Below are 18,608 nucleotides of genomic sequence, written 5' to 3'. Positions count from 1 at the left end.
ATGTAATGGCCAACACTGGGAAATCCGAACTGACCCCCGCAGCGAAAGCGGAATATCGTCATCTCGTCCGCTCCATGACGGCCTTGAGCGCCGACGAACGGCAGTTTTTCATGCTGTCCCCAAACGAAACTGCGGCGCTGCTCAATGTCTCGATCGGGACGCTGGACAGGGCTCGCCTCAAACGAAGGCAAGCCACGGAGAAAGGCCTTGCGATTTCCCCAACCTCGCTCGCGTCATTACCTTTCTCCCAGCCGGAAAAGGAGGGAAACGTGCGCTACTTCTTAAAGCACGCGTTCGAGTATCTAAAACGTTTGATGAAAGCGGCAGAGATGGCAGACCCGACGGCCGCCCCCGACTCGGGCGTAACCGGCGTGCAGCGTTGGATGGCTATCGCATCTCCCTTCGACACTTGGCCTTTCTCGATCCAGCCCGATGGCCGGCCAATGGATCTCATGACGGCTACTACCGAGAAATGCCTGTCAGACAACGCGGAGCGGTTGACCCTGCGGGAGTTCGGCTCGCGCCTAGCGGACGCAGCAGCGGCCTCCTACGCGCGGGATGAGGCCAAAGAGATCGGTGACGCCCTTTCCTCACTCGTCGAAACGGCCGACGAGCCGGGCGACCGTTGGGCACGGTCTGGCGGCCCAATTTGAACTGGAACTCCTACCATTCGCATGCCTCTTGAAGTCAGTTAGGCCATCACAGGTGGCCTCCGAGCGGCAAACGTCCCTCTCGCACCGATTAACGAGACCACTGGCAAAAATTCGTGTCGCGGCGCCGCCACGGCACGCAGACTGGATTTTTACTTTTTTTGATGCAATTCAAACGCAAGGATGAAAGCTAGCCGCCATCTCCTTCGCCTCAGCTTTAAAACTCATCTTCCCCAAGCGCATAAGTATGCAAATTTCCGTTGCGCACCTTATACAATGTCATTGTTAGTTTCGTATATTGTGTGCTTCCGTTTCCGGGAATTTCTTCCAATGCAAACTGCTGGGATCGTGAAAGATGGCCATTAGACAAATCTCGATATCGAACATCATAATTTCCAGCGGAAACATTTTCCAGTGTAAACGCCTCCCCAGCGAGAATAAAGAAAGAGCGCGTTGGAACAGCATTGGCACCATCCAAAGAAATCAACTTTACAAAAACATCTGCATTGTTTTGCGAGTTGTCAATTGTTACTTCGGACAAGCCATCTGAATGACCTTGTTCATATCCGCGGAGATAACTGCTTCGCCTTGGCCAAGGCTTTCCGTTTGGAGCATTTTTAGGCCGAATATAAGCCTCCTGTATTGGAGGCAGCGCCTGCTCTTCAGGACTCGTGATATAGGGCTTGGGGCCTTGCTGCGGGACATAACCCGGTTGGCGTTGAATAATTGTCCAAATCGTCACCAATACTATCAGCAGAAAAGCCGTGTGGACGAAAAATGGCCAACGCAAGAGAGCCCAAGAATTTTTAAGCTCCGCACCAGGGCCTTTAATGCCTATCTCGAAAATAAGCTCATCAATTTGCTTTCGAAGTAGGTCTACGTTTTCACCATTTTCATAGCCCAATTTGTCGTCGTTATTTGCCAAATATGACGTGGGCTTGATCTTGCGTGCAAACTTCTTGGCATCTTTCGCTATCGCTTGCGCCATTTCGGCGCGCCCTAACACACCAAAAACCCAAGCTTGATAACCAAGTAATTTTGCATTGGCCAAAGCTGGGCGCTCCCCTCCAAGGAGGTTGATTAGAATGGCATGGATTGAGTATACAAAGCCAGAAATGCTCCACCAGCCCAATGCCCAGGTCGTCGCGCTCGCCGCCATCGATTTTTTATTGGCGCATGATGTGCAAAAAATTCCTTGAATAGTTGAGCGATAGCAGAAAAAGACGAAGCTTTTGACTTCGTAAAATATTACATATCTTGGCTGAGCGGAGACTTTTCCACAGCAAGAACAAGAGATCGGAGATGGAGAAGCTGCTGGTGCTTCTGTTTTGTTTTGCCGATCAACTTTGATGTCCTCGGTGTCATAGCTGGCGCGCTTTATAGGGTCACTTAGAACAGCGTAAGCCAAGCCTAAAAGCTGAAAATCGATCGTTGCAGTTGAGCTAATATTCCTATCTGGATGAAGCTCCATCGCCCTGCGGCGATATGCATTTTTAATCTCATCATAAGAAGCGTTATGAGCTACTTCGAGAATGGCATAAAAGCCTTCCTGGTCTCTTCCAGCCATTTCAATCAATCCTGCGGAATAGTCGCCTACCTACGATATGAAGCGCAGATAAAAATCTACGCACTAATGTTGCAATGTAGCATGGAGCAGATAACCTAATGTTAATTTTTCGAATTCAACTTCGATCTTGCTCGAAAACCAACAACAGGAAAGGCGCGAAGACTAACAGCGTCAACGCGCCCAGCACCCAGCTAAGGGCTACTCAACATGGCGAACACGACGCGAGCGGCATCGATACTATTTCTTCTTTGGATGCTTTTTTTCCGGCGCCAAGTTCGCGTAGCGCGCGGTTGTTTGCCCGTCCTTGTGCCCAACGACTGAACGAAGCTCGTCCTCATTCTGAATGAAGCCAGCTTCAATCATATTGCCTTGCCGGATGCGCTCGATGGTCCGCTTCTGCAAGTTCGCTACACTGCGGGCGCCAATCATGTCTGCGATGGCCACGGGGGATGAGGTGATGTCCTTGAGCACTCTTGAAATGAAGGAGCGACGAGTGTCATGCATGTGAATGCCATCAAGCTTCGCCCGCGCAAGCACTCGGCGGAATACGGTCTTGAAGCCCTCGATCTTGTAATGGAAGACCCGCGCGTCCACTCGCGGAATAACTTTGAAGGCTGCAACGGCCTCCGGCAGCAAAATGACCAAGCGCTCCTCGTCCGCCTTCGTCTGGTCCGCATCAAGATTGATGACGCCACGCTCGACATCGATCTGGGACCATAACAGGCCCAAGATCTCGGCCCTTCTCATGCCCGTGGATATGGCAACGGCGAAAATCAGCGGCATTTCCTTGTTTCGGCACTTGCGCAGCTCCGCAAGCAGCGCCTCCTCTTCGTCCGATGAAATGATCCGTCGGCGTCGACGTTCGCCGCCCTTCACCTTGGCCTTGTCGGCTTCAGCAAAGGGATTGTGGCCGTTGAGGCGCTTCCAGGCCTTGTTGTCCGTGAAGCGGAGCTTATTGACAACACCTTGCAGCGCGTAGATCTCGCGCTTGACCGTGCTCTTGGCTCGGCCCTGCTGCAATCGGACATTGATGTATTCAGTCGTATCCTGCTCGGTCAGGTCGTCAATATAAAAATCACCAATCTTTTTCTTGGCAAAGCCCTTGGCATGCTCTCGCAGGCTCGCAAGCGCCCCTGACGGAACGTAAAAACCGCTCTTGATGTGGGAGATCTCTATGTCGCGGCAGTTCTGTAAGCGCGCTTTGGCGGCCTTTGCTGTTTGCTGGACCTTGTCGACGCCGCAATCCAACAGCGGATTGACGTAGGCGCGCAGGTAGCTGTCGATGGCATGGCCTAGCGTGCAGCGCCCTTCCGTGATCAACTCCAAGCCAGCGCGGTGGACCTCGCTGACCATCAGGGTCGCGCGGTCCCGTCCTTGGGCGATCAGGAGCCGGCCCTGCGGAGTCTTGGTGTCGGCCAAAAATATCTTGGCACGCTCAAGCTCGTCTTGCCCGAATGAGCGGTCGACAACGAAGTCGCCCCGCTCAACGCGCACTCTGTAACGTATGGATTTTGTTTTGTCGGCGTTTTTCCAGTCAATGACCCGGATGCCGCGAGGAATGGATGATGCCATGATTGGCCTTTGGCGTTGGTGGAATCGTTTGTCGAATTCCCCTATTTTTCACCATCAAGCCGGCATTTGCCGATGCCTTGAAACCTGCCGGCGAACGCCAAGACCTTGATTTCAAAGCTTAAATTTGGTGGGAAGTGCAAGTTTCGAACTTGCGACCCCTGCAGTGTGAATGCAGTGCTCTACCCCTGAGCTAACCTCCCGAAGCGAGGCGAATTATCGCATAGGTGTTGCGGCATCTGCAAGGGCTGGCGAGAGGAAATTTATCGTGCCCCGCTTCTTTCTCAGGCGGCCGCTGGCGGCGCCGTGACGGCGGTCCAGATGCACTGGCCTTTGGCGGCCTTGTCGAGGCCGGCGATGGTGGCTTCGTGGGCGGCGAGCTCGTCGGCCGTGGCGCTCTGGAAGATGACTTCGGCCAAGGGCACGATTTCCAGGGCGGCGCCATCGGCGGCCACTTCCACCTCTTCTTCCATGCTGAGACTGTTCTGGCCGCGCGTCATGGCCAGGTAGACATCGGCCAGCAATTCGGAGTCGAGCAGCGCGCCGTGCAGCTTACGGTGGGCGTTCGAGACGCCGTAGCGGTCGCACAGGGCATCGAGCGAGTTGCGCTTGCCTGGATGCATTTCCTTCGCTTGCACCAGGGTGTCGATCACGCCATGCACTTGCTCGTGGACTGGCGGCAGGTTCAGGCGCTTGAATTCCGCATTCAGGAAGCCGATATCGAACGGGGCGTTGTGGATGATCAGTTCGGCGCCGGCGATAAACGCGCGGAACTCTTCCGCGATTTCCGCAAATTTTGGCTTGTCGCTGAGGAACTCCGTCGTCAATCCGTGGACGGCCAGCGCCCCCTCTTCCGAATCGCGCTCGGGATTGATGTATTGATGGAAATTATTCCCCGTCAACATACGGTTGTTCAGTTCGACCCCGCCGATCTCCAGGATGCGGTCGCCCGTGCGCGGGTTCAGGCCGGTGGTTTCAGTATCGAGAACAATTTGACGCATGGCAGATTCAGTCGTAAAAGCAAAAAGCGAAGGGCACAGTATAGCAAACCTGTGCCCTCCGGTTACGGCCTGCCCGCTGCTTCAGGGCAGAAATTTAGTTATCAGGCACGTACCGTTTCCACGCCGAGGTTGGCCAGCTGATCGGCCCGCTCGTTACCGGGATGGCCATTATGGCCGCGCACCCAGCGCCATTCCACTTCATGCACGGCCTGGGCCGTATCGAGTGCCTGCCACAGGTCGACGTTCTTCACGGGTGCCTTGGCCGCCGTTTTCCAGCCGCGCGCCTTCCAGCCGTGGATCCATTCGCTGATGCCCTTCTGCACGTACTGGCTATCGGTATACAGCACTACCTGGCACGGACGTTTGAGCGCCGTCAAGGCTTCGATCACGGCCTTCAATTCCATGCGGTTATTCGTCGTATTCAATTCCCCGCCGTAAATTTCTTTCTTGGCGCCATCGGCAACCATCAGCGCGCCCCAGCCGCCCGTGCCGGGATTGCCCTTGCATGCGCCATCGGCATAAATCTCAACCTTATCCATCTTGCTGTTCCCGCCTTTTATTCGTGACCGGTGCGCCTGCGGGCGCCGTCGCCGGTTTCTTGGTCCACGCCGGACCGATCAAACGCATCCCTTTGACGCGCTTGATCGCCTGCACTATATACACTGCGCCCAGATATGGCCACCAGCGCGCACCGGCCTTGTCCATGAAGGCGTTGCGGCGCAGCCATTTTTCTGTCCTGCAAGCTGGTGCGTAGCAGCCGAAGTGGCTTTGGCTGACGCCCATGTTCAGCAATTTTAACCAGTCTTTCATGCGCGGCATAGAGATCAGCTCGCCCGCCTGCGGCAGGTAGTGGCGTCCCGTGACCCGCCCCAGTCCCTGGCGCGCGCCCCACAGGCTGGCCGGGTTGAAGCCGCAGACGATCACCCTCCCCTCCGGTATCAGCACGCGTTCGACTTCGCGCAAGACCTGGTGCGGCTCGGCAGCAAATTCGAGTACGTGCGGCAAGACCACCAGGTCCAGGCTTTGCGAATCGAACGGCAGCTCATCGAATGCCGACACCAGCGTCAGGCGGCGCTCCTGCGGCGGAAGCGAAGGCAGGCGCGCATCGAGCAGCCATTTGTTGGGCATGCGGTTGGCCGCCAGCGCGTCGAGCTGAGGCAAGCCGATCTGCACGGCATTAAAACCGAAGATATCGACAGTCAGGCTGTCGAGACATTGCTGCTCCCAGGCACGCACGTACAGACCGGCCGGCGTCTGCAGCCAGCCGTCAAGCGCTATAATGGATTTTTCGGATGCCACACTGTCCATTCAGTTTTCTCTTTTGCTCATGACCAATTCCCCTGAACACGCTTTATCGGTACTTGCCGTGCCCGCCTTTGCCGACAATTACCTGTGGCTAATCCATGACGGCCGCCATGCCGCCGTCGTCGACCCTGGCGACGCGATGGCCATTCTCGATGCGCTGCAAGCCCATCAGTTGACCTTGACCGCCATTTTACTCACGCATCACCACGCCGACCACACGGGTGGCGTGCCTGAATTGTTGCAGCATTTCGCCGTCCCCGTCTTCGGCCCGCGCAATGAGGCTATCACAGCCATCACGGAACCGCTTGCCGAAGGCGATGTCGCCTATGTGCCCGAGCTGGGTTTGCAGATGACCATCATCGACGTGCCCGGCCACACCAAGGGGCATATCGCCTACGTGCGCCAGCGCGACGAGCGCAGTGGCGCGCCGTGGCTGTTTTCCGGCGACACCCTGTTTGCCGGCGGCTGCGGCCGCCTGTTCGAAGGCACGCCGGGCCAGATGGCCGATTCGCTGGGCAAGCTGGCCGCCCTGCCCGACGATACCGAGGTATTTTGCGCGCATGAGTACACCTTGTCCAATCTGCGCTTCGCCAACGCCGTCGAGCCGGGCAATGTGGCCTTGCAGGAACGCATCGCCATCGACACGGAAAAGCGCCAGCAAGGTTTATCGACCGTGCCATCGACCATCGCCCTCGAGAAGGCCACGAATCCCTTCCTGCGCTACCGTGAACCGGCGATCTTGACCAGCCTGAAGGTGGAAGGCAAGCTGGCCACCGACGCTTCGCCCGTGGAAGCATTCGCGGCCTTGCGGATGTGGAAGAATAATTTTTAAGCGGATCCCTCTGCAATAAAAAATCCCGGCAGATGCTTTATGGCATCGCCGGGATTTTTTTATCGATCTATTTGATCAGGATCAGATTTCCTCATACAGCGGCAAGGTCAGGAATTCGGCGAACGATTCCGACGTCGACATTTCCTCGAAAATCTGGCCGGCGCGCACATAGGTCGGGCCGTTGCCGCCCGGCGCATCGCGCTGCACCTTGGCCAGCTCTTCCGGAATCATGGCGCGCACCATCTCGGCCGTGACCTTGCGGCCATCTTCCAGCACGCCTTTGCTGGAACGGATCCACTGCCACACTTGCGAGCGGCTGATCTCGGCCGTGGCCGCGTCTTCCATCAGGTTGTGGATAGGCACGCAACCATTGCCGGCCAGCCAGCTACCCAGGTAATGGATGCCCACGTTGATGTTGTAGCGCAAGCCCGCTTCCGTGATCGGCGCTTCCGGCTGGAAGTTCAGCAGATCAGACGCCTTGACGTCGATGTCGGGACGCTGTTTCTCGATCTGGTTCGACTTGTCGCCCAGCACCTTCGTGAACTCGCCCATGGCCAGTTCCACCAGGCCCGGATGGGCAACCCAGCCGCCGTCGTAGCCGTCGGTGGCATCGCGCGCCTTGTCGTTGCGCACGCCGCCCATGGCGATGTCGTTCTTTTCCGGATCGTTCTTGATCGGGATCAGGGCTGCCATGCCGCCAATCGCTGGCGCGCCCCGTTTGTGGCAGGTTTTCAGCAGCAGCAAGGCGTAGGCGCGCATGAACGGCGCCGTCATCGTGACCTTGGCGCGGTCGGCCAGGCAGAAATCCTTGTCCAGCTTGAATTTCTTGATGCACGAGAAGATGTAATCCCAGCGGCCCGCGTTCAGGCCCGAGCTGTGTTCTTTCAGCTCGTACAGGATTTCATCCATCTCGAACGCCGCCAAAATGGTTTCGATCAGCACGGTCGCCTTGATCGTGCCTTGTGGCAAGCCCAGTTCATTTTGCGTCATGACGAAAATATCATTCCACAGGCGCGCTTCCAGGTGCGATTCCATCTTCGGCAGGTAGAAATACGGACCGGCGCCGCGCGCCAGTTGCTCCTTGGCGTTATGGAACATGAACAGAGCGAAATCGAAAATGCCGCCGGAAATGCGCTTGCCATCGACCAGCACATGCTTTTCATCGAGGTGCCAGCCGCGCGGACGCACGACGAGGGTGGCGATCTTGTCGTTCAGCTTGTACGACTTGCCATTTTGCTCCAGCGAAATCGTCTTGCGCACGGCGTCGAACATATTGATCTGGCCCGTCAGCTGGTTATCCCAGTTCGGCGTGTTCGAATCCTCGAAGTCCGTCATGTAGCTGTCGGCGCCGGAATTGAAGGCGTTGATGACCATCTTGCGCTCGACGGGACCGGTGATTTCCACGCGGCGGCATTCGAGCGCCTTCGGGATCGGCGCGATCTTCCAGTCGCCGTCGCGGATGTGCGCGGTTTCTGGCAAGAAATCAGGACGCTCGCCCGCATCGAGGCGCTTGGCCCGTTCCACGCGCACGGCGAGCAATTCCTGGCGGCGCGGCTCGAACGCGCGCGTCAGCTTGGCCACCAGCGCCAGCGCCGCCGGCGTCAAAATCTGTTCATAGCCGGGGGCGATTTCCCCCGTGATTTGCATGCCTTCTGGAAGTGCGATCGTATTTTGGGTCATGAAGTTCTCCGGTTTTTAATAAATATAGGCAAAGGTAATCTGGTGATCCAAGTATATGCTGAACGACTGCGCGGACAAGCTGGACAGAGCCGCAAAAACACTCTGCCGGGCGGCGCGTTTGTTCTATAGTATTGCACTATAAGGCATGGAAACGAGATTAAAAATCACTTCATCTATGCGTTTTTATCACAAGTGATGGCATTGCAGGAGCACAACATGGGCCAGTTCAGACAAATATCAACGTTCGTGGAGGTGGTCGCCAAAGGCAGCCTGTCGGCTGCCGCCCGTGCGGAAGGGATCGCCCCGGCCATGATAGGCCGGCGCCTCGATGCGCTGGAGCAGCGCCTGGGAGTCAAATTGCTGCAGCGTACGACGCGCAAGCTGGCCTTGACGAATGAAGGCGCCGCCTTCCTGGAGGATTGCCAGCGCATCCTCGGCGAACTGGAAGAGGCGGAAGCGGCCGTGGCCGAGCGCAGCGTGAAGGCCAGCGGCCATTTGCTCATTTCCGCGCCGGCCGGCTTCGGCCGCCAGCACGTGGCGCCCCTGATCCCCTCGTTTGTCGCCGAGCACCGCGACGTGACGGTGTCGCTGAACCTGAACGACCGCCTCGTCGACCTGATCGGCGAAGGTATCGATGTGGCCATCCGCATCGCCAGCCTGTCCGATTCTTCGCTGGTGAGCACCAAGCTGGCCGACAACCAGCGCGTGCTGGTCGGCTCGCCCGCCTACCTGAAACGGGCGGGCACGCCGCGCATCCCGGCCGATCTGGCGAAACACAATTGCCTGGCGATCAGCAGCGAAGGCAGCCAGCGGGGCTGGACCTTCCGCGAAAACGGCAAGAACGTGATTCTGAAGGTGGCGGGCAATATGGTCTGCAACGATGGCGAAGTGCTGCACGACTGGGCACTGGCCGGCAAGGGTCTGGCCTGGCGCTCGATGTGGGAAGTGGGTGCCGAAATCGCCTCGGGACAACTGGTAACGGTGCTCGATCAGTTCGCCGCGCCGGGCAATGACATCTATGCCGTGTTCGCCCAGCGCCGCCACTTGCCGCTGCGCATACGGGCGTTCGTGGATTTTTTAAGGCATTCGTATGCCCAGCCAGATTACTGGCGCGAACGGGCTATCTGAGGACGCGGGACCAAACCTGCTGCGCGTCGGCATAGGCGGCCTGCGATGCTCACCGGCTCGGCGCCCCCGTACCTAGTACGGTTGCACTGCTCGGCCACCTCTTCCTTCCGCTCGCGACGGTTTTGTCCGGCGTCGCGACGTATGAGGAAACAACCTTGGCAGCCGGATCAGCATTAGTTGGCATAGGTCGGCGTAGGTCAGCGTAGGTCGGCTTAGCGTAGCGTAAGCCGACACATCCCCATTGTCGGTTTACGCGGCGATGCAAACATGCCAAAAAGAACGCGCAGCCCACGCAAAACCGGTGCCTCACGGAAATTCAGGCGAAAAAAAATCCTCGGAGACCGAGGATTTCTTTATTTCGTTTGATCCAGCGTATTAGATTGGCTGAATGTTCGAAGCTTGCTTGCCTTTAGGGCCAGCGGTCACTTCAAAAGAAACGCGTTGGTTCTCTTGCAGGGACTTGAAGCCGTTCGACTGGATAGCCGAGAAGTGAGCGAACAGATCTTCGCCGCCTTCGTCAGGGGTAATAAAGCCGAAACCCTTCGAATCATTGAACCATTTTACGATGCCAGTTGCCATTACAATTTCCTATTTCAGTTAAGTTGGGCTTGCGCCCGTTATATCGTTTGAAGCAAGAAAGAAATGACAGACAAACTGCACTACTACCTCGAATCCAACGATGCCCAATTATACCAACAAAACTGAGAAAAACCATTCTTTCGCAAAATAAACTTGCGAACACTACTTTAATAGCCAAATCCCCGTCTTGCGGCGCCCTGTACCAGCGGCATGGACACACTATATCCTAATCTGCGACGCGGGTGCTTTGCGTTGCATCAAATGAATCATTGCAACCACATTACTATGACGCGGTCACTCACGCGGTGAAGTGAGTGGCGGCCGCATCGCGCCCTGCCCAGTCCAGTAGCGCCACCACTTGCGCCCGCACGGCGGGCCATTCCGCCACCGCTTGCGCAGGGGCATTGAGCATGGCACGCACTAGCTGCTCGATGCGCCGGCATTCCTGGCCCAGCGCGGCAAAGCCAAAGGTAGCGGCAGAGCCGGCCACCGCGTGCAGCGCGCGGTGCAGCTCCGTCAAGGGTTCCAGGCGGGGGCCTTCGCTGTCGCAGCGGCCGCTTGCCTGCGTGATCGCCTGCAACAGGGCCGGCACGCCAGCCGCATATTTTTCATTCAGGGCACGCAAACGCGCGCGGAAATCCGGATCGATCAAGGTTGCCATCGCAATACTCGCCTGAGTTGGCTTACTTGGTGCCGAAGATACGGTCGCCGGCATCGCCCAGGCCCGGCACGATATAGGCGTGGTCATCCAGGTGCGAATCGAGCGAGGCGCAGAACATCTTGACGTTCGGATGCGCGTTCTGGAACACGGTCACGCCTTCCGGTGCGGCCACCAGGGCCAGGAAGATGATCTGTTCGTCCGTGACGCCGCGCTTCTTCAGCACGTCGACGGCATACACGGCCGAATTGCCGGTCGCGACCATCGGGTCGCACAAGATAAAGGTGCGCTCGTTCAAGTCAGGCAGGCGCACCAGGTATTCCACCGGCATGTGGGTAGCAGGGTCGCGGTACACGCCGATGTGGCCGACGCGCGCCGATGGGACCAGGTTCAGCAAGCCATCGCTCATACCGATGCCGGCACGCAGGATCGGCACGATGGCCAGTTTCTTGCCGGCGATGACGGGCGCGTCGATGGTGACCAGCGGGGTCTTGATTTCGCGCGTGGTCAGCGGCAGGTCGCGCGTGATTTCATAGCCCATCAGCAAGGTGATTTCCTTGAGCAATTCGCGGAAGGTGCGCGTCGACGTATCGTGCTCGCGCATGTGGCTCAGCTTGTGCTGGATCAAAGGGTGATCGGTAATGAACAAATTCGGGAAGCGTGGATCTTGTTTCATGTTATTTTTCTTTCTCTGCTATCTGGCGCGGCGGCAAGCCTGGGCCGCAGGCGCGCTGTGTATCGATAAAATGATGGATTGCAGCATTATCCCAGCCCCCAGCCCGCCTGTGGCCGGAATTTTCGAAATAATTGCGTACCCGGGCCGAGGCAAACTCAGTATTCGCGCAGCGCGCGCGCTAGGATGGCCGCGCAATCGGTGCCGGCCGGCAAGCGTCCATACGCCCCGCCCGGTGCCTGCGCCAGCCGCGACTGCAGGAACGCTTGCGCAACAAACGGTGGCGCATGGCGCAGCAGCAAGGCCCCCTGCACGGCCAGCACGATGCGCTCGGATAATTGCCTCGCGCCAAATTCGTCCGTCTGCGGCCCGTCCAGGTCGGCCAGCAGGCGCGCGCGGTAGTCGACCAAAATGGCATCGTCATCGCCGGCCAGCGCCAGCTCGGCCGCCAGAGCGTCGCGCGCGGCCGGCGACTTGCCGAAGGCGCGCAAAACGTCGAGGCACATGACGTTGCCCGAACCTTCCCAGATCGAATTGACGGGCAGTTCGCGGTACAGGCGCGCCAGCGGCGCATCTTCCACATAGCCGGTGCCGCCCAGCACTTCCATCGCTTCAAAGCCGAAACCGGGACCGCGCTTGCAAATCCAGTACTTGCCGGCCGGCGTGAGCACGCGCGCCAGCATCGCTTGCTGCGGATCATCCTTTTCATCGAAACAGCGGGCCAGGCGCAGCGCAAACGCCGTGGCCGCTTCCGATTCCAGCGCCAGGTCGGCCAGCACGTTTTGCATCAGGGGCTGCTCGGCCAGCGGCTTGCCGAACACGGCCCGCTGGCGCGCATGGTGCAGCGCCTGGCTCAGGGCGGCGCGCATGATGCCGGTGCTGCCCAGCACGCAATCGAGGCGCGTGTGGCTGGCCATTTCCAGGATGGTGGGTATGCCCCGCCCCGGCTGCCCCACCAGCCAGCCATAGGCATTGGTGAACTCCACTTCCGACGAGGCATTCGAGCGGTTGCCCAGCTTATCCTTCAGGCGCTGCACGCGGATGGCGTTGCGGCTGCCGTCGGGCAGGTAGCGGGGCAAAAAGAAACAGGACAATCCGCCCTCTTCCGCCTGCGCCAGGATCAGATGCGCGTCGCATTGCGGCGCCGAGAAAAACCACTTGTGGCCGACGATGCGCCAGGCGCCGCCGGCCTCGCTGCCGAACAGGGCTTGCGCCTCGGCCGGCGGCACGGGCACGGCGCGCGTGGTGTTGCTGCGCACATCGGAGCCGCCCTGCTTTTCCGTCATGCCCATGCCCACCAGGGCGCCGCGTTTCTGCTCCACAGGCAGGGAGCGGGGATCGTATTCGCGCGAGAGGATTTTCGGCAGCCAGCGCTGCGCGATGTGCGGCAGGTCCAGCGCCTGGCGCAAGGCCGGCACCGAGGCATACGTCATCGTCACGGGACACTGCGTGCCGTTTTCCACCTGCCCCACTAATAGATAGGCCGCCGCGCGCGCCACCTGGGCGCCGGGACCGGGCGAGGCCCACGGCGAAGCGTGCGCGCCCGCGCCCACGAGGATGGCCATGAGTTCATGCCAGGCCGGATGGAACAGCACCTCGTCGACGCGGCGCCCGGCGCGGTCGAACTGCTGCAACTCGGGCGTGTGGATATTCGCCTGGCGCGCCAGCGCATAGGTCTCGGCGCGGCCCAGCTTTTCGCCGAGCGCATCGATCTCCTGCAACGCCGCGCCGCCGCCCTCGCGCAGCAGCGCTTCGATCAGCGCCGGATCGCAGGCGAACAGATTGACATTTTCAAAAGGCGTGGCCTGGTTGAAAACTTCATGCGTGTCAAAGGCATTCATGGGAGTCTCCCGCGATTTGTTATCATGGCGCCCTTGCCGTCGCTGGCGCACCGTCAACACCGTCTGCCAGCCAGACTAGCGCAAAGCGCATGGCGGGGCAAGCGCGCCAGTGAAGGCAGGCGCAGATAAATGTTTCTATGTGGAATGAAAATGCCTGCGGATGTCGCGCGGCATGATTTTTTTCATGGAAGGCAGGAATATTTACAAAACCTGAAGCAATGTTGCTCTATTTCATGTAATCGGGTGCTTTTCAATGATACATTTCGTGTGGATCGCGTTCCGATAGCCGCCCTTTCGGCCCCTATGGCACGCCTCACGCACGATGCACTCTTTCCGTTGGCGCCCTGCCCTGCAGCGAGCGCCGGCACTGATAATAAAAAGGTAAAAGCCAGCACGATGTTTTCCAGTACCCCATCCGCCGCCCACCGCGAGGCTCGCCACGAGTTGGACAACCTCATGGAAGAGGCAGGCGACGTCGTGTTCCGGCTCGATACGGACGGCCTGATCCTGTTTGCCAGCAAGCGTGCGGCCACCCTGTTTGGCGTGCCATCGGGCCTGTCCGGCCACTTGCTGCTGCCGCTGGCCGCCGAAGCGTCGCGCGCTGCGCTGCAAGCGGCGCTGGAAGACGCCCTGGCCGAACCGGGCCGCCTGGAAGTGCGCCTGCAAACGCCGGACCAGGAAATCTGGTTCGAGCTGCGCCTGTCTTCTTATATGAATGCGGCCGGCGTGGCCGAATTGCTGGTGGTCGGGCGCGACACGTCGGCCCAGCACAATACGGAAGAACGGCTGCGCCACATGGCCACGCACGACGCGCTCACGGGCTTGCCGAACCGCTTGCTGCTGTCGGACCGCATCCGCATGGTGATCGCCCAGGCCGCCCGTTCGGGCCAGGGCTTTTCCGTCGCCACCATCGGCCTCGATGGCTTCAAAAAGGTCAACGATGGCCTGGGCCACCCCGTCGGCGACGCCGTGCTGCGCCTGGCCGCCGCGCGATTGCGCAAGACGCTGCGCGACAGCGACACCCTGGCGCGCGTGGGCGGCGATGAATTCGTCGCCGTGCTGCCCGGCAGCGCCACGGACGCGCAGATCAAGCTGGTAACGGGCCGTCTGCTGGCCACCCTGCAGGCGCCGTTCGAAGTGGACGGCCACACGATCTACGTGGGCGCCTCCGTCGGCGTCTCGATCTATCCGCTGCACGCGGAAGATGAAGTGCGCCTGGTGGCGCTGGCCGATGCGGCCATGTCGCGCGCCAAGGAAACGGGCAAGGCCCGCTGCCTGGTCTACAGTCCGCGCCTGAATGGCCCGTCGGAACACGATATTTCGCTGGAAGCGGCGATGTTCCACGCCGTGCGCGAAGGCGAGTTCCTGCTCTTTTACCAGCCCATCGTCGACGCGCACACGCGGCAAATCCAGGGTTTCGAAACCCTGATGCGCTGGAAGCACCCGACCCTGGGCCTGGTGCCGCCCGTGCGCTTCATCCCGATTGCCGAAGCCAATGGCCTGATCAACCTGCTGGGCGCCTGGGCGCTGAAAGCGGCCTGCGTGCAGCTCAAGCAGTTCCAGGAAGTGGCCAGGCGGCCGCTGTACATCTCCGTCAACATCAGCCCGCGCCAGTTCCGCAACGACAAATTCCTCGACGTGCTTGATGACGCCATCGCGTTTTCGGGACTCTCGGGCGAACACCTGGTGCTGGAAATTACGGAAGGCACCCTGATGATCGACCCCGTGCATGCGGAAACCATCCTCGTCAAGATGACGGAGCGCCGCGCGCGCATCGCCATCGACGATTTCGGCACCGGCTATTCCTCGCTCGCGTATCTGAAGCGCTTCCCCATTTCCGTGCTGAAGATCGACCGTACCTTCATCAAGGACTTGCCCGAATCGAGCAAGGATGCGGCCATCTGCAACACCATTCTCGACCTGGCCAAGCACTTGAACCTGTCCGTGGTGGCCGAAGGCGTGGAGACCGAGGAACAGATGCACTTCATGGAGTCGCGCGGCTGCCAGTATGTGCAAGGCTACCTGACGGGCAAGCCGATGCCGGCCCACGCCGCGCTATCGGCCTTGAGCGACAAAACCTATGCGGCGCTGGTGCCTGCGCCGTCTGCCAATGAACCGCGCGGAGGGGTGCAATGAATCCAGGCCATTTCACGGCGCCGACACAGCTCGGCAAAAACACCCTGGACCTGCTGTGGGCGCGCACGCGCCAGCAGGGCGACATGCCCGGCTTCGCGAAAGCCATCAGCGCCATCCTGGGCGCCATGCGCGGCGAGGATGACCACGAATTCGACATCACGCAAACGGTGCTGTCCGACCCTGTCCTGACGCACAAGGTACTGCGCCTGGCCAACAGCGGCATGTATTCGGCCTTCGGCCAGCGCGTCAACACGGTCTCGAAGGCCGTGCTGGTGCTGGGCATCGACGCCATCGGCCACCTGGCGCTGGGACTGAAACTGATCGAGGAACTGTCGCAGGCGTCGCCCGACTCCGTCAGCGCCCACGTGGAAATGGAAAAGGCCGTGCTGGCCGGGATGGTGGCGCAGCAGGTGGCCACCAGCGCCGGCAGCCTGCAGGCGGAACAGGCTGTCGTCTGCTCGATGCTGCACACCCTGGGCCGCATGATGGTGACGTTCTACATGACGGACTTCTGGGCGCGCATGCAGGCGCATGCGGGTCCCGGCAACGAGGCGGCCGCCGCGCGCGAAATCCTCGGCCTGTCGCTGCCGGAAGTGGGCTATGCCACGGCCGCCCACTGGGGCTTGCCGCAGCATCTGATCAACGGCATGCGTCCGATGGACCCGTCGCCGGACAACTCCCCCGTCAGCGGCGCCGACTGGATGGCCGGACTGTCGACGATGGCGGCGCGCTGCGCCGACTCGCTGTGGCATGACGATGCGGCCGGTGCGGCGCAGGTGCACGCACTGATCGACGATTATGCGGGCACCCTGGGCATCACATCGACCGATCTGGTGGCCGCCGTGGACAAGGCCAAGGCGATGGCGGCGGCCGACCTGTCGATCGCGCCCCTGTCGAAACCGGCCGAGCGGCGCGCGCGCCAGCTGGCGTCGACGCGCATGCGCGCCGAAGGCAACCGCGTATTAATAGGCGGCCTGGCCGACCTGCGCGGCGCCATCGGCAGCGCCAGTCCGGGACAGATGGTCTCGATGGCGCTCGAAACGCTGCACCAGGGCTTCGATTTTTCACGCTCGGTGGCATTCGTGCGCAACCACAGGGATCATCTGTATTCGGCGCGCATCAGCATGGGCGAAGGCATGGCCGACCTGCAGGACCTGATGGTGTTTGGCGACGCGTATGAACCGAACGTCTTCCACGCGGCCCTCAACAGCGACCGCGTGATCTTCATCGACAATGCGCGCGACCCGAAATTTGCCGCCAAGCTGCCGCAATGGTGGAAAGCCACGCTGTCGGAAGCGCGCAGCTTCGTCGTGCTGCCCCTGTCGGCCAACGGCCACCCCACGGGATTCCTGTACGGCGACTGGGACGACAGCTTCCCGCCGATCCAGTTGAATCAGACGGAATTCAACTTGATCAACGATATCCGGGCGTTGCTGGTGCAGTCGGTGGAGATGCGCCATCAGCTCGAGCTGGTGGCGAACAAGGTGGCGTGATACAAATGATGTCGGATTACGCGCAAGCGCTAATCCGACCTACATGGCATGGGTCGTAGGTCGGATTAGGGCCGCAGGCCCGTAATCCGACAACATTCCACTTATTTCAGCTTCGGCGTACTCACCGACACATCGCCGCATTGCGCGCGATGCATCAGGGCGTGGTCGATCAGGACCAGCGCCAGCATGGCTTCGGCGATCGGCGTGGCGCGGATACCCACGCACGGGTCGTGGCGGCCGAACGTTTCCACCATCACGGGATTGCCTTCTTTATCGATCGAGCGGCGCGGCGTGCGGATCGACGAGGTCGGCTTGATGGCGATCGAGACGCTGATATCCTGCCCCGTCGAAATACCGCCCAGTACGCCGCCGGCGTTATTGCCGATAAAACCTTCCGGCGTCAGTTCGTCGCCGTGCTCGGAACCCTTTTGCGCCACCGAATCGAAACCGGCGCCGATTTCCACGCCCTTGACGGCATTGATGCCCATCATGGCGTAGGCGATGTCGGCATCGAGCTTGTCATAGATGGGCTGGCCCAGGCCAACAGGCACGTTTTGCGCGATCACATCGATGCGCGCGCCGATGGAATCGCCATCGCGGCGCAACTGGTCCATCGCCGCTTCCATGCGCGCGATCAGGTCCGCGTCGCCGCTGGCGGCAAAGAATGGATTCGCATGCACGTGCTCCCAGGACTGGAACGGCACGGGAATGTCGCCCAGCTGACTCATGCAGCCCTTGAAGGTGGTGCCGTATTGCTGCAGCAACCATTTCTTGGCGATCGCCGCCGCCCCCACGACGGGCGCCGTCAGGCGCGCCGAGGAGCGCCCGCCGCCGCGCGGATCGCGCACGCCGTACTTGTGCCAGTAGGTGTAGTCGGCGTGGCCGGGGCGGAAGCTTTCCGCGATATTGCCGTAATCCTTGCTGCGCTGGTCTTCATTGCGGATCAGCAGCGCGATGGGCGTGCCCGTCGTCACGCCCTGGTACACGCCGGAGAGGATTTCCACCGTATCGGATTCCTGGCGCTGCGTCACGTGGCGCGAGGTGCCCGGCTTGCGGCGGTCCAGTTCGGGCTGGATATCGGCTTCCGACAGGATCAATCCCGGCGGACAGCCATCGATCACGCAGCCGATGGCCGGACCATGCGATTCGCCGAAAGTGGTAACAGTAAACAGCTTGCCAAAAGAATTGCCGGACATAGTAGGAAGTGTAAGGACTGGAAAACTCAATTCTACCAGCCTGCGGGACATGCCATGCCGCTAATGCCGCAGCAAGGCCGGATATTCCCCACCGATCTCGCCATTTTAAAATCCCGCGTATTTTTTCATATAAAAAATACCAAATAAGAGTTGCAATCATGCAATACAAGAAATATTGCACTCCACAGGATACTTAAAAAAACATTTTGCTTATTAAATAGCTATATACTTGGATGATGGGCGATCAGAAAATGGGCGAGTCTCGGCAACACTTGAGTGCTGCTTTTTCGATGCGCCCTG

Annotated in this window: 16 protein-coding genes and 1 tRNA gene; 5 read left to right on the top strand and 12 right to left on the bottom strand. The window is 59.8% G+C overall.

Annotated elements, in window-relative coordinates:
* Positions 1-5: 5 nt before the first annotated feature.
* Positions 6-653: a hypothetical protein gene (locus IGS58_RS10875; RefSeq protein ID WP_230521339.1), complete on the top strand. Its 648-nt coding sequence runs from the start codon at positions 6-8 to the stop codon at positions 651-653.
* A 214-nt stretch (positions 654-867) separates the two neighbouring features.
* On the opposite strand, the gene IGS58_RS10870 is transcribed toward IGS58_RS10875, so the two are convergent.
* From IGS58_RS10870 to IGS58_RS10845, 6 genes are all read right to left on the bottom strand, one after another.
* The gene (locus IGS58_RS10870) at positions 868-2,217 is read right to left on the bottom strand and encodes a J domain-containing protein (protein ID WP_230521338.1); all 1,350 of its coding nucleotides are present in this window, start codon (positions 2,215-2,217) and stop codon (positions 868-870) included.
* Between the two features lie 237 nt (positions 2,218-2,454).
* Positions 2,455-3,789 carry a tyrosine-type recombinase/integrase gene (locus IGS58_RS10865; RefSeq protein ID WP_230521337.1) on the bottom strand — a complete coding sequence of 445 codons (1,335 nt, stop codon included), beginning with the start codon at positions 3,787-3,789 and terminating at the stop codon, positions 2,455-2,457.
* A 125-nt stretch (positions 3,790-3,914) separates the two neighbouring features.
* Positions 3,915-3,989 (bottom strand) — tRNA-Val (locus tag IGS58_RS10860).
* An 81-nt stretch (positions 3,990-4,070) separates the two neighbouring features.
* Entirely contained in the window at positions 4,071-4,787 is a 717-nt protein-coding gene (gene dnaQ / locus IGS58_RS10855) for a DNA polymerase III subunit epsilon (protein WP_034784448.1), read from the bottom strand.
* A 101-nt stretch (positions 4,788-4,888) separates the two neighbouring features.
* A complete protein-coding gene (gene rnhA / locus IGS58_RS10850) occupies positions 4,889-5,326 on the bottom strand; it encodes a ribonuclease HI (protein WP_034784447.1) in 438 nt (145 codons plus the stop codon).
* Positions 5,319-6,095, bottom strand: coding sequence for a class I SAM-dependent methyltransferase (locus IGS58_RS10845; protein ID WP_034784446.1), 777 nt, complete (start codon positions 6,093-6,095; stop codon positions 5,319-5,321). The genes rnhA and IGS58_RS10845 overlap by 8 nt, the downstream gene beginning before the upstream one ends.
* Before the next feature lie 19 nt (positions 6,096-6,114).
* On the opposite strand from IGS58_RS10845, the gene gloB reads away from it, so the two are divergent.
* Positions 6,115-6,924, top strand: a complete 810-nt coding sequence (gene gloB, locus IGS58_RS10840) for a hydroxyacylglutathione hydrolase (protein ID WP_230521336.1) — start codon at positions 6,115-6,117, stop codon at positions 6,922-6,924.
* A gap of 81 nt (positions 6,925-7,005) precedes the next feature.
* Here gloB and aceB read toward each other — a convergent pair whose 3' ends face one another.
* The gene (aceB, locus tag IGS58_RS10835) at positions 7,006-8,604 is read right to left on the bottom strand and encodes a malate synthase A (RefSeq protein ID WP_230521335.1); all 1,599 of its coding nucleotides are present in this window, start codon (positions 8,602-8,604) and stop codon (positions 7,006-7,008) included.
* 216 nt (positions 8,605-8,820) lie between these two features.
* Here aceB and IGS58_RS10830 point away from each other — a divergent pair, with 216 nt between their 5' ends.
* Entirely contained in the window at positions 8,821-9,732 is a 912-nt protein-coding gene (locus tag IGS58_RS10830) for a LysR family transcriptional regulator (RefSeq protein ID WP_034784477.1), read from the top strand.
* Between the two features lie 375 nt (positions 9,733-10,107).
* Here IGS58_RS10830 and IGS58_RS10825 read toward each other — a convergent pair whose 3' ends face one another.
* From IGS58_RS10825 to IGS58_RS10810, 4 genes are all read right to left on the bottom strand, one after another.
* Positions 10,108-10,311, bottom strand: a complete 204-nt coding sequence (locus IGS58_RS10825; RefSeq protein ID WP_010398811.1) for a cold-shock protein — start codon at positions 10,309-10,311, stop codon at positions 10,108-10,110.
* 298 nt (positions 10,312-10,609) lie between these two features.
* Positions 10,610-10,972, bottom strand: a complete 363-nt coding sequence (locus IGS58_RS10820; RefSeq protein ID WP_070280690.1) for an Hpt domain-containing protein — start codon at positions 10,970-10,972, stop codon at positions 10,610-10,612.
* Between the two features lie 22 nt (positions 10,973-10,994).
* A complete protein-coding gene (gene upp / locus IGS58_RS10815) occupies positions 10,995-11,645 on the bottom strand; it encodes a uracil phosphoribosyltransferase (RefSeq protein WP_010398816.1) in 651 nt (216 codons plus the stop codon).
* Positions 11,646-11,800: 155 nt separating this feature from the next.
* Entirely contained in the window at positions 11,801-13,483 is a 1,683-nt protein-coding gene (locus IGS58_RS10810) for an isovaleryl-CoA dehydrogenase (protein ID WP_230521334.1), read from the bottom strand.
* Positions 13,484-13,939: 456 nt separating this feature from the next.
* On the opposite strand from IGS58_RS10810, the gene IGS58_RS10805 reads away from it, so the two are divergent.
* Positions 13,940-15,619, top strand: a complete 1,680-nt coding sequence (locus tag IGS58_RS10805; RefSeq protein WP_230521333.1) for an EAL domain-containing protein — start codon at positions 13,940-13,942, stop codon at positions 15,617-15,619.
* Entirely contained in the window at positions 15,616-17,112 is a 1,497-nt protein-coding gene (locus tag IGS58_RS10800; RefSeq protein WP_070255859.1) for an HDOD domain-containing protein, read from the top strand. The genes IGS58_RS10805 and IGS58_RS10800 overlap by 4 nt, the downstream gene beginning before the upstream one ends.
* Positions 17,113-17,213: 101 nt before the next feature.
* On the opposite strand, the gene aroC is transcribed toward IGS58_RS10800, so the two are convergent.
* Positions 17,214-18,308 carry a chorismate synthase gene (gene aroC, locus IGS58_RS10795; protein ID WP_070280697.1) on the bottom strand — a complete coding sequence of 365 codons (1,095 nt, stop codon included), beginning with the start codon at positions 18,306-18,308 and terminating at the stop codon, positions 17,214-17,216.
* Between the last annotated feature and the right edge of the window lie 300 nt (positions 18,309-18,608).

The organism is Janthinobacterium sp. EB271-G4-7A, assembly GCF_020858075.1.
GTDB classification, from domain to species: Bacteria; Pseudomonadota; Gammaproteobacteria; order Burkholderiales; family Burkholderiaceae_D; genus Janthinobacterium; species Janthinobacterium lividum.
Note: the sequence above shows the minus strand (reverse complement) of the source record. Positions and strands in the feature narration are given on the sequence as shown.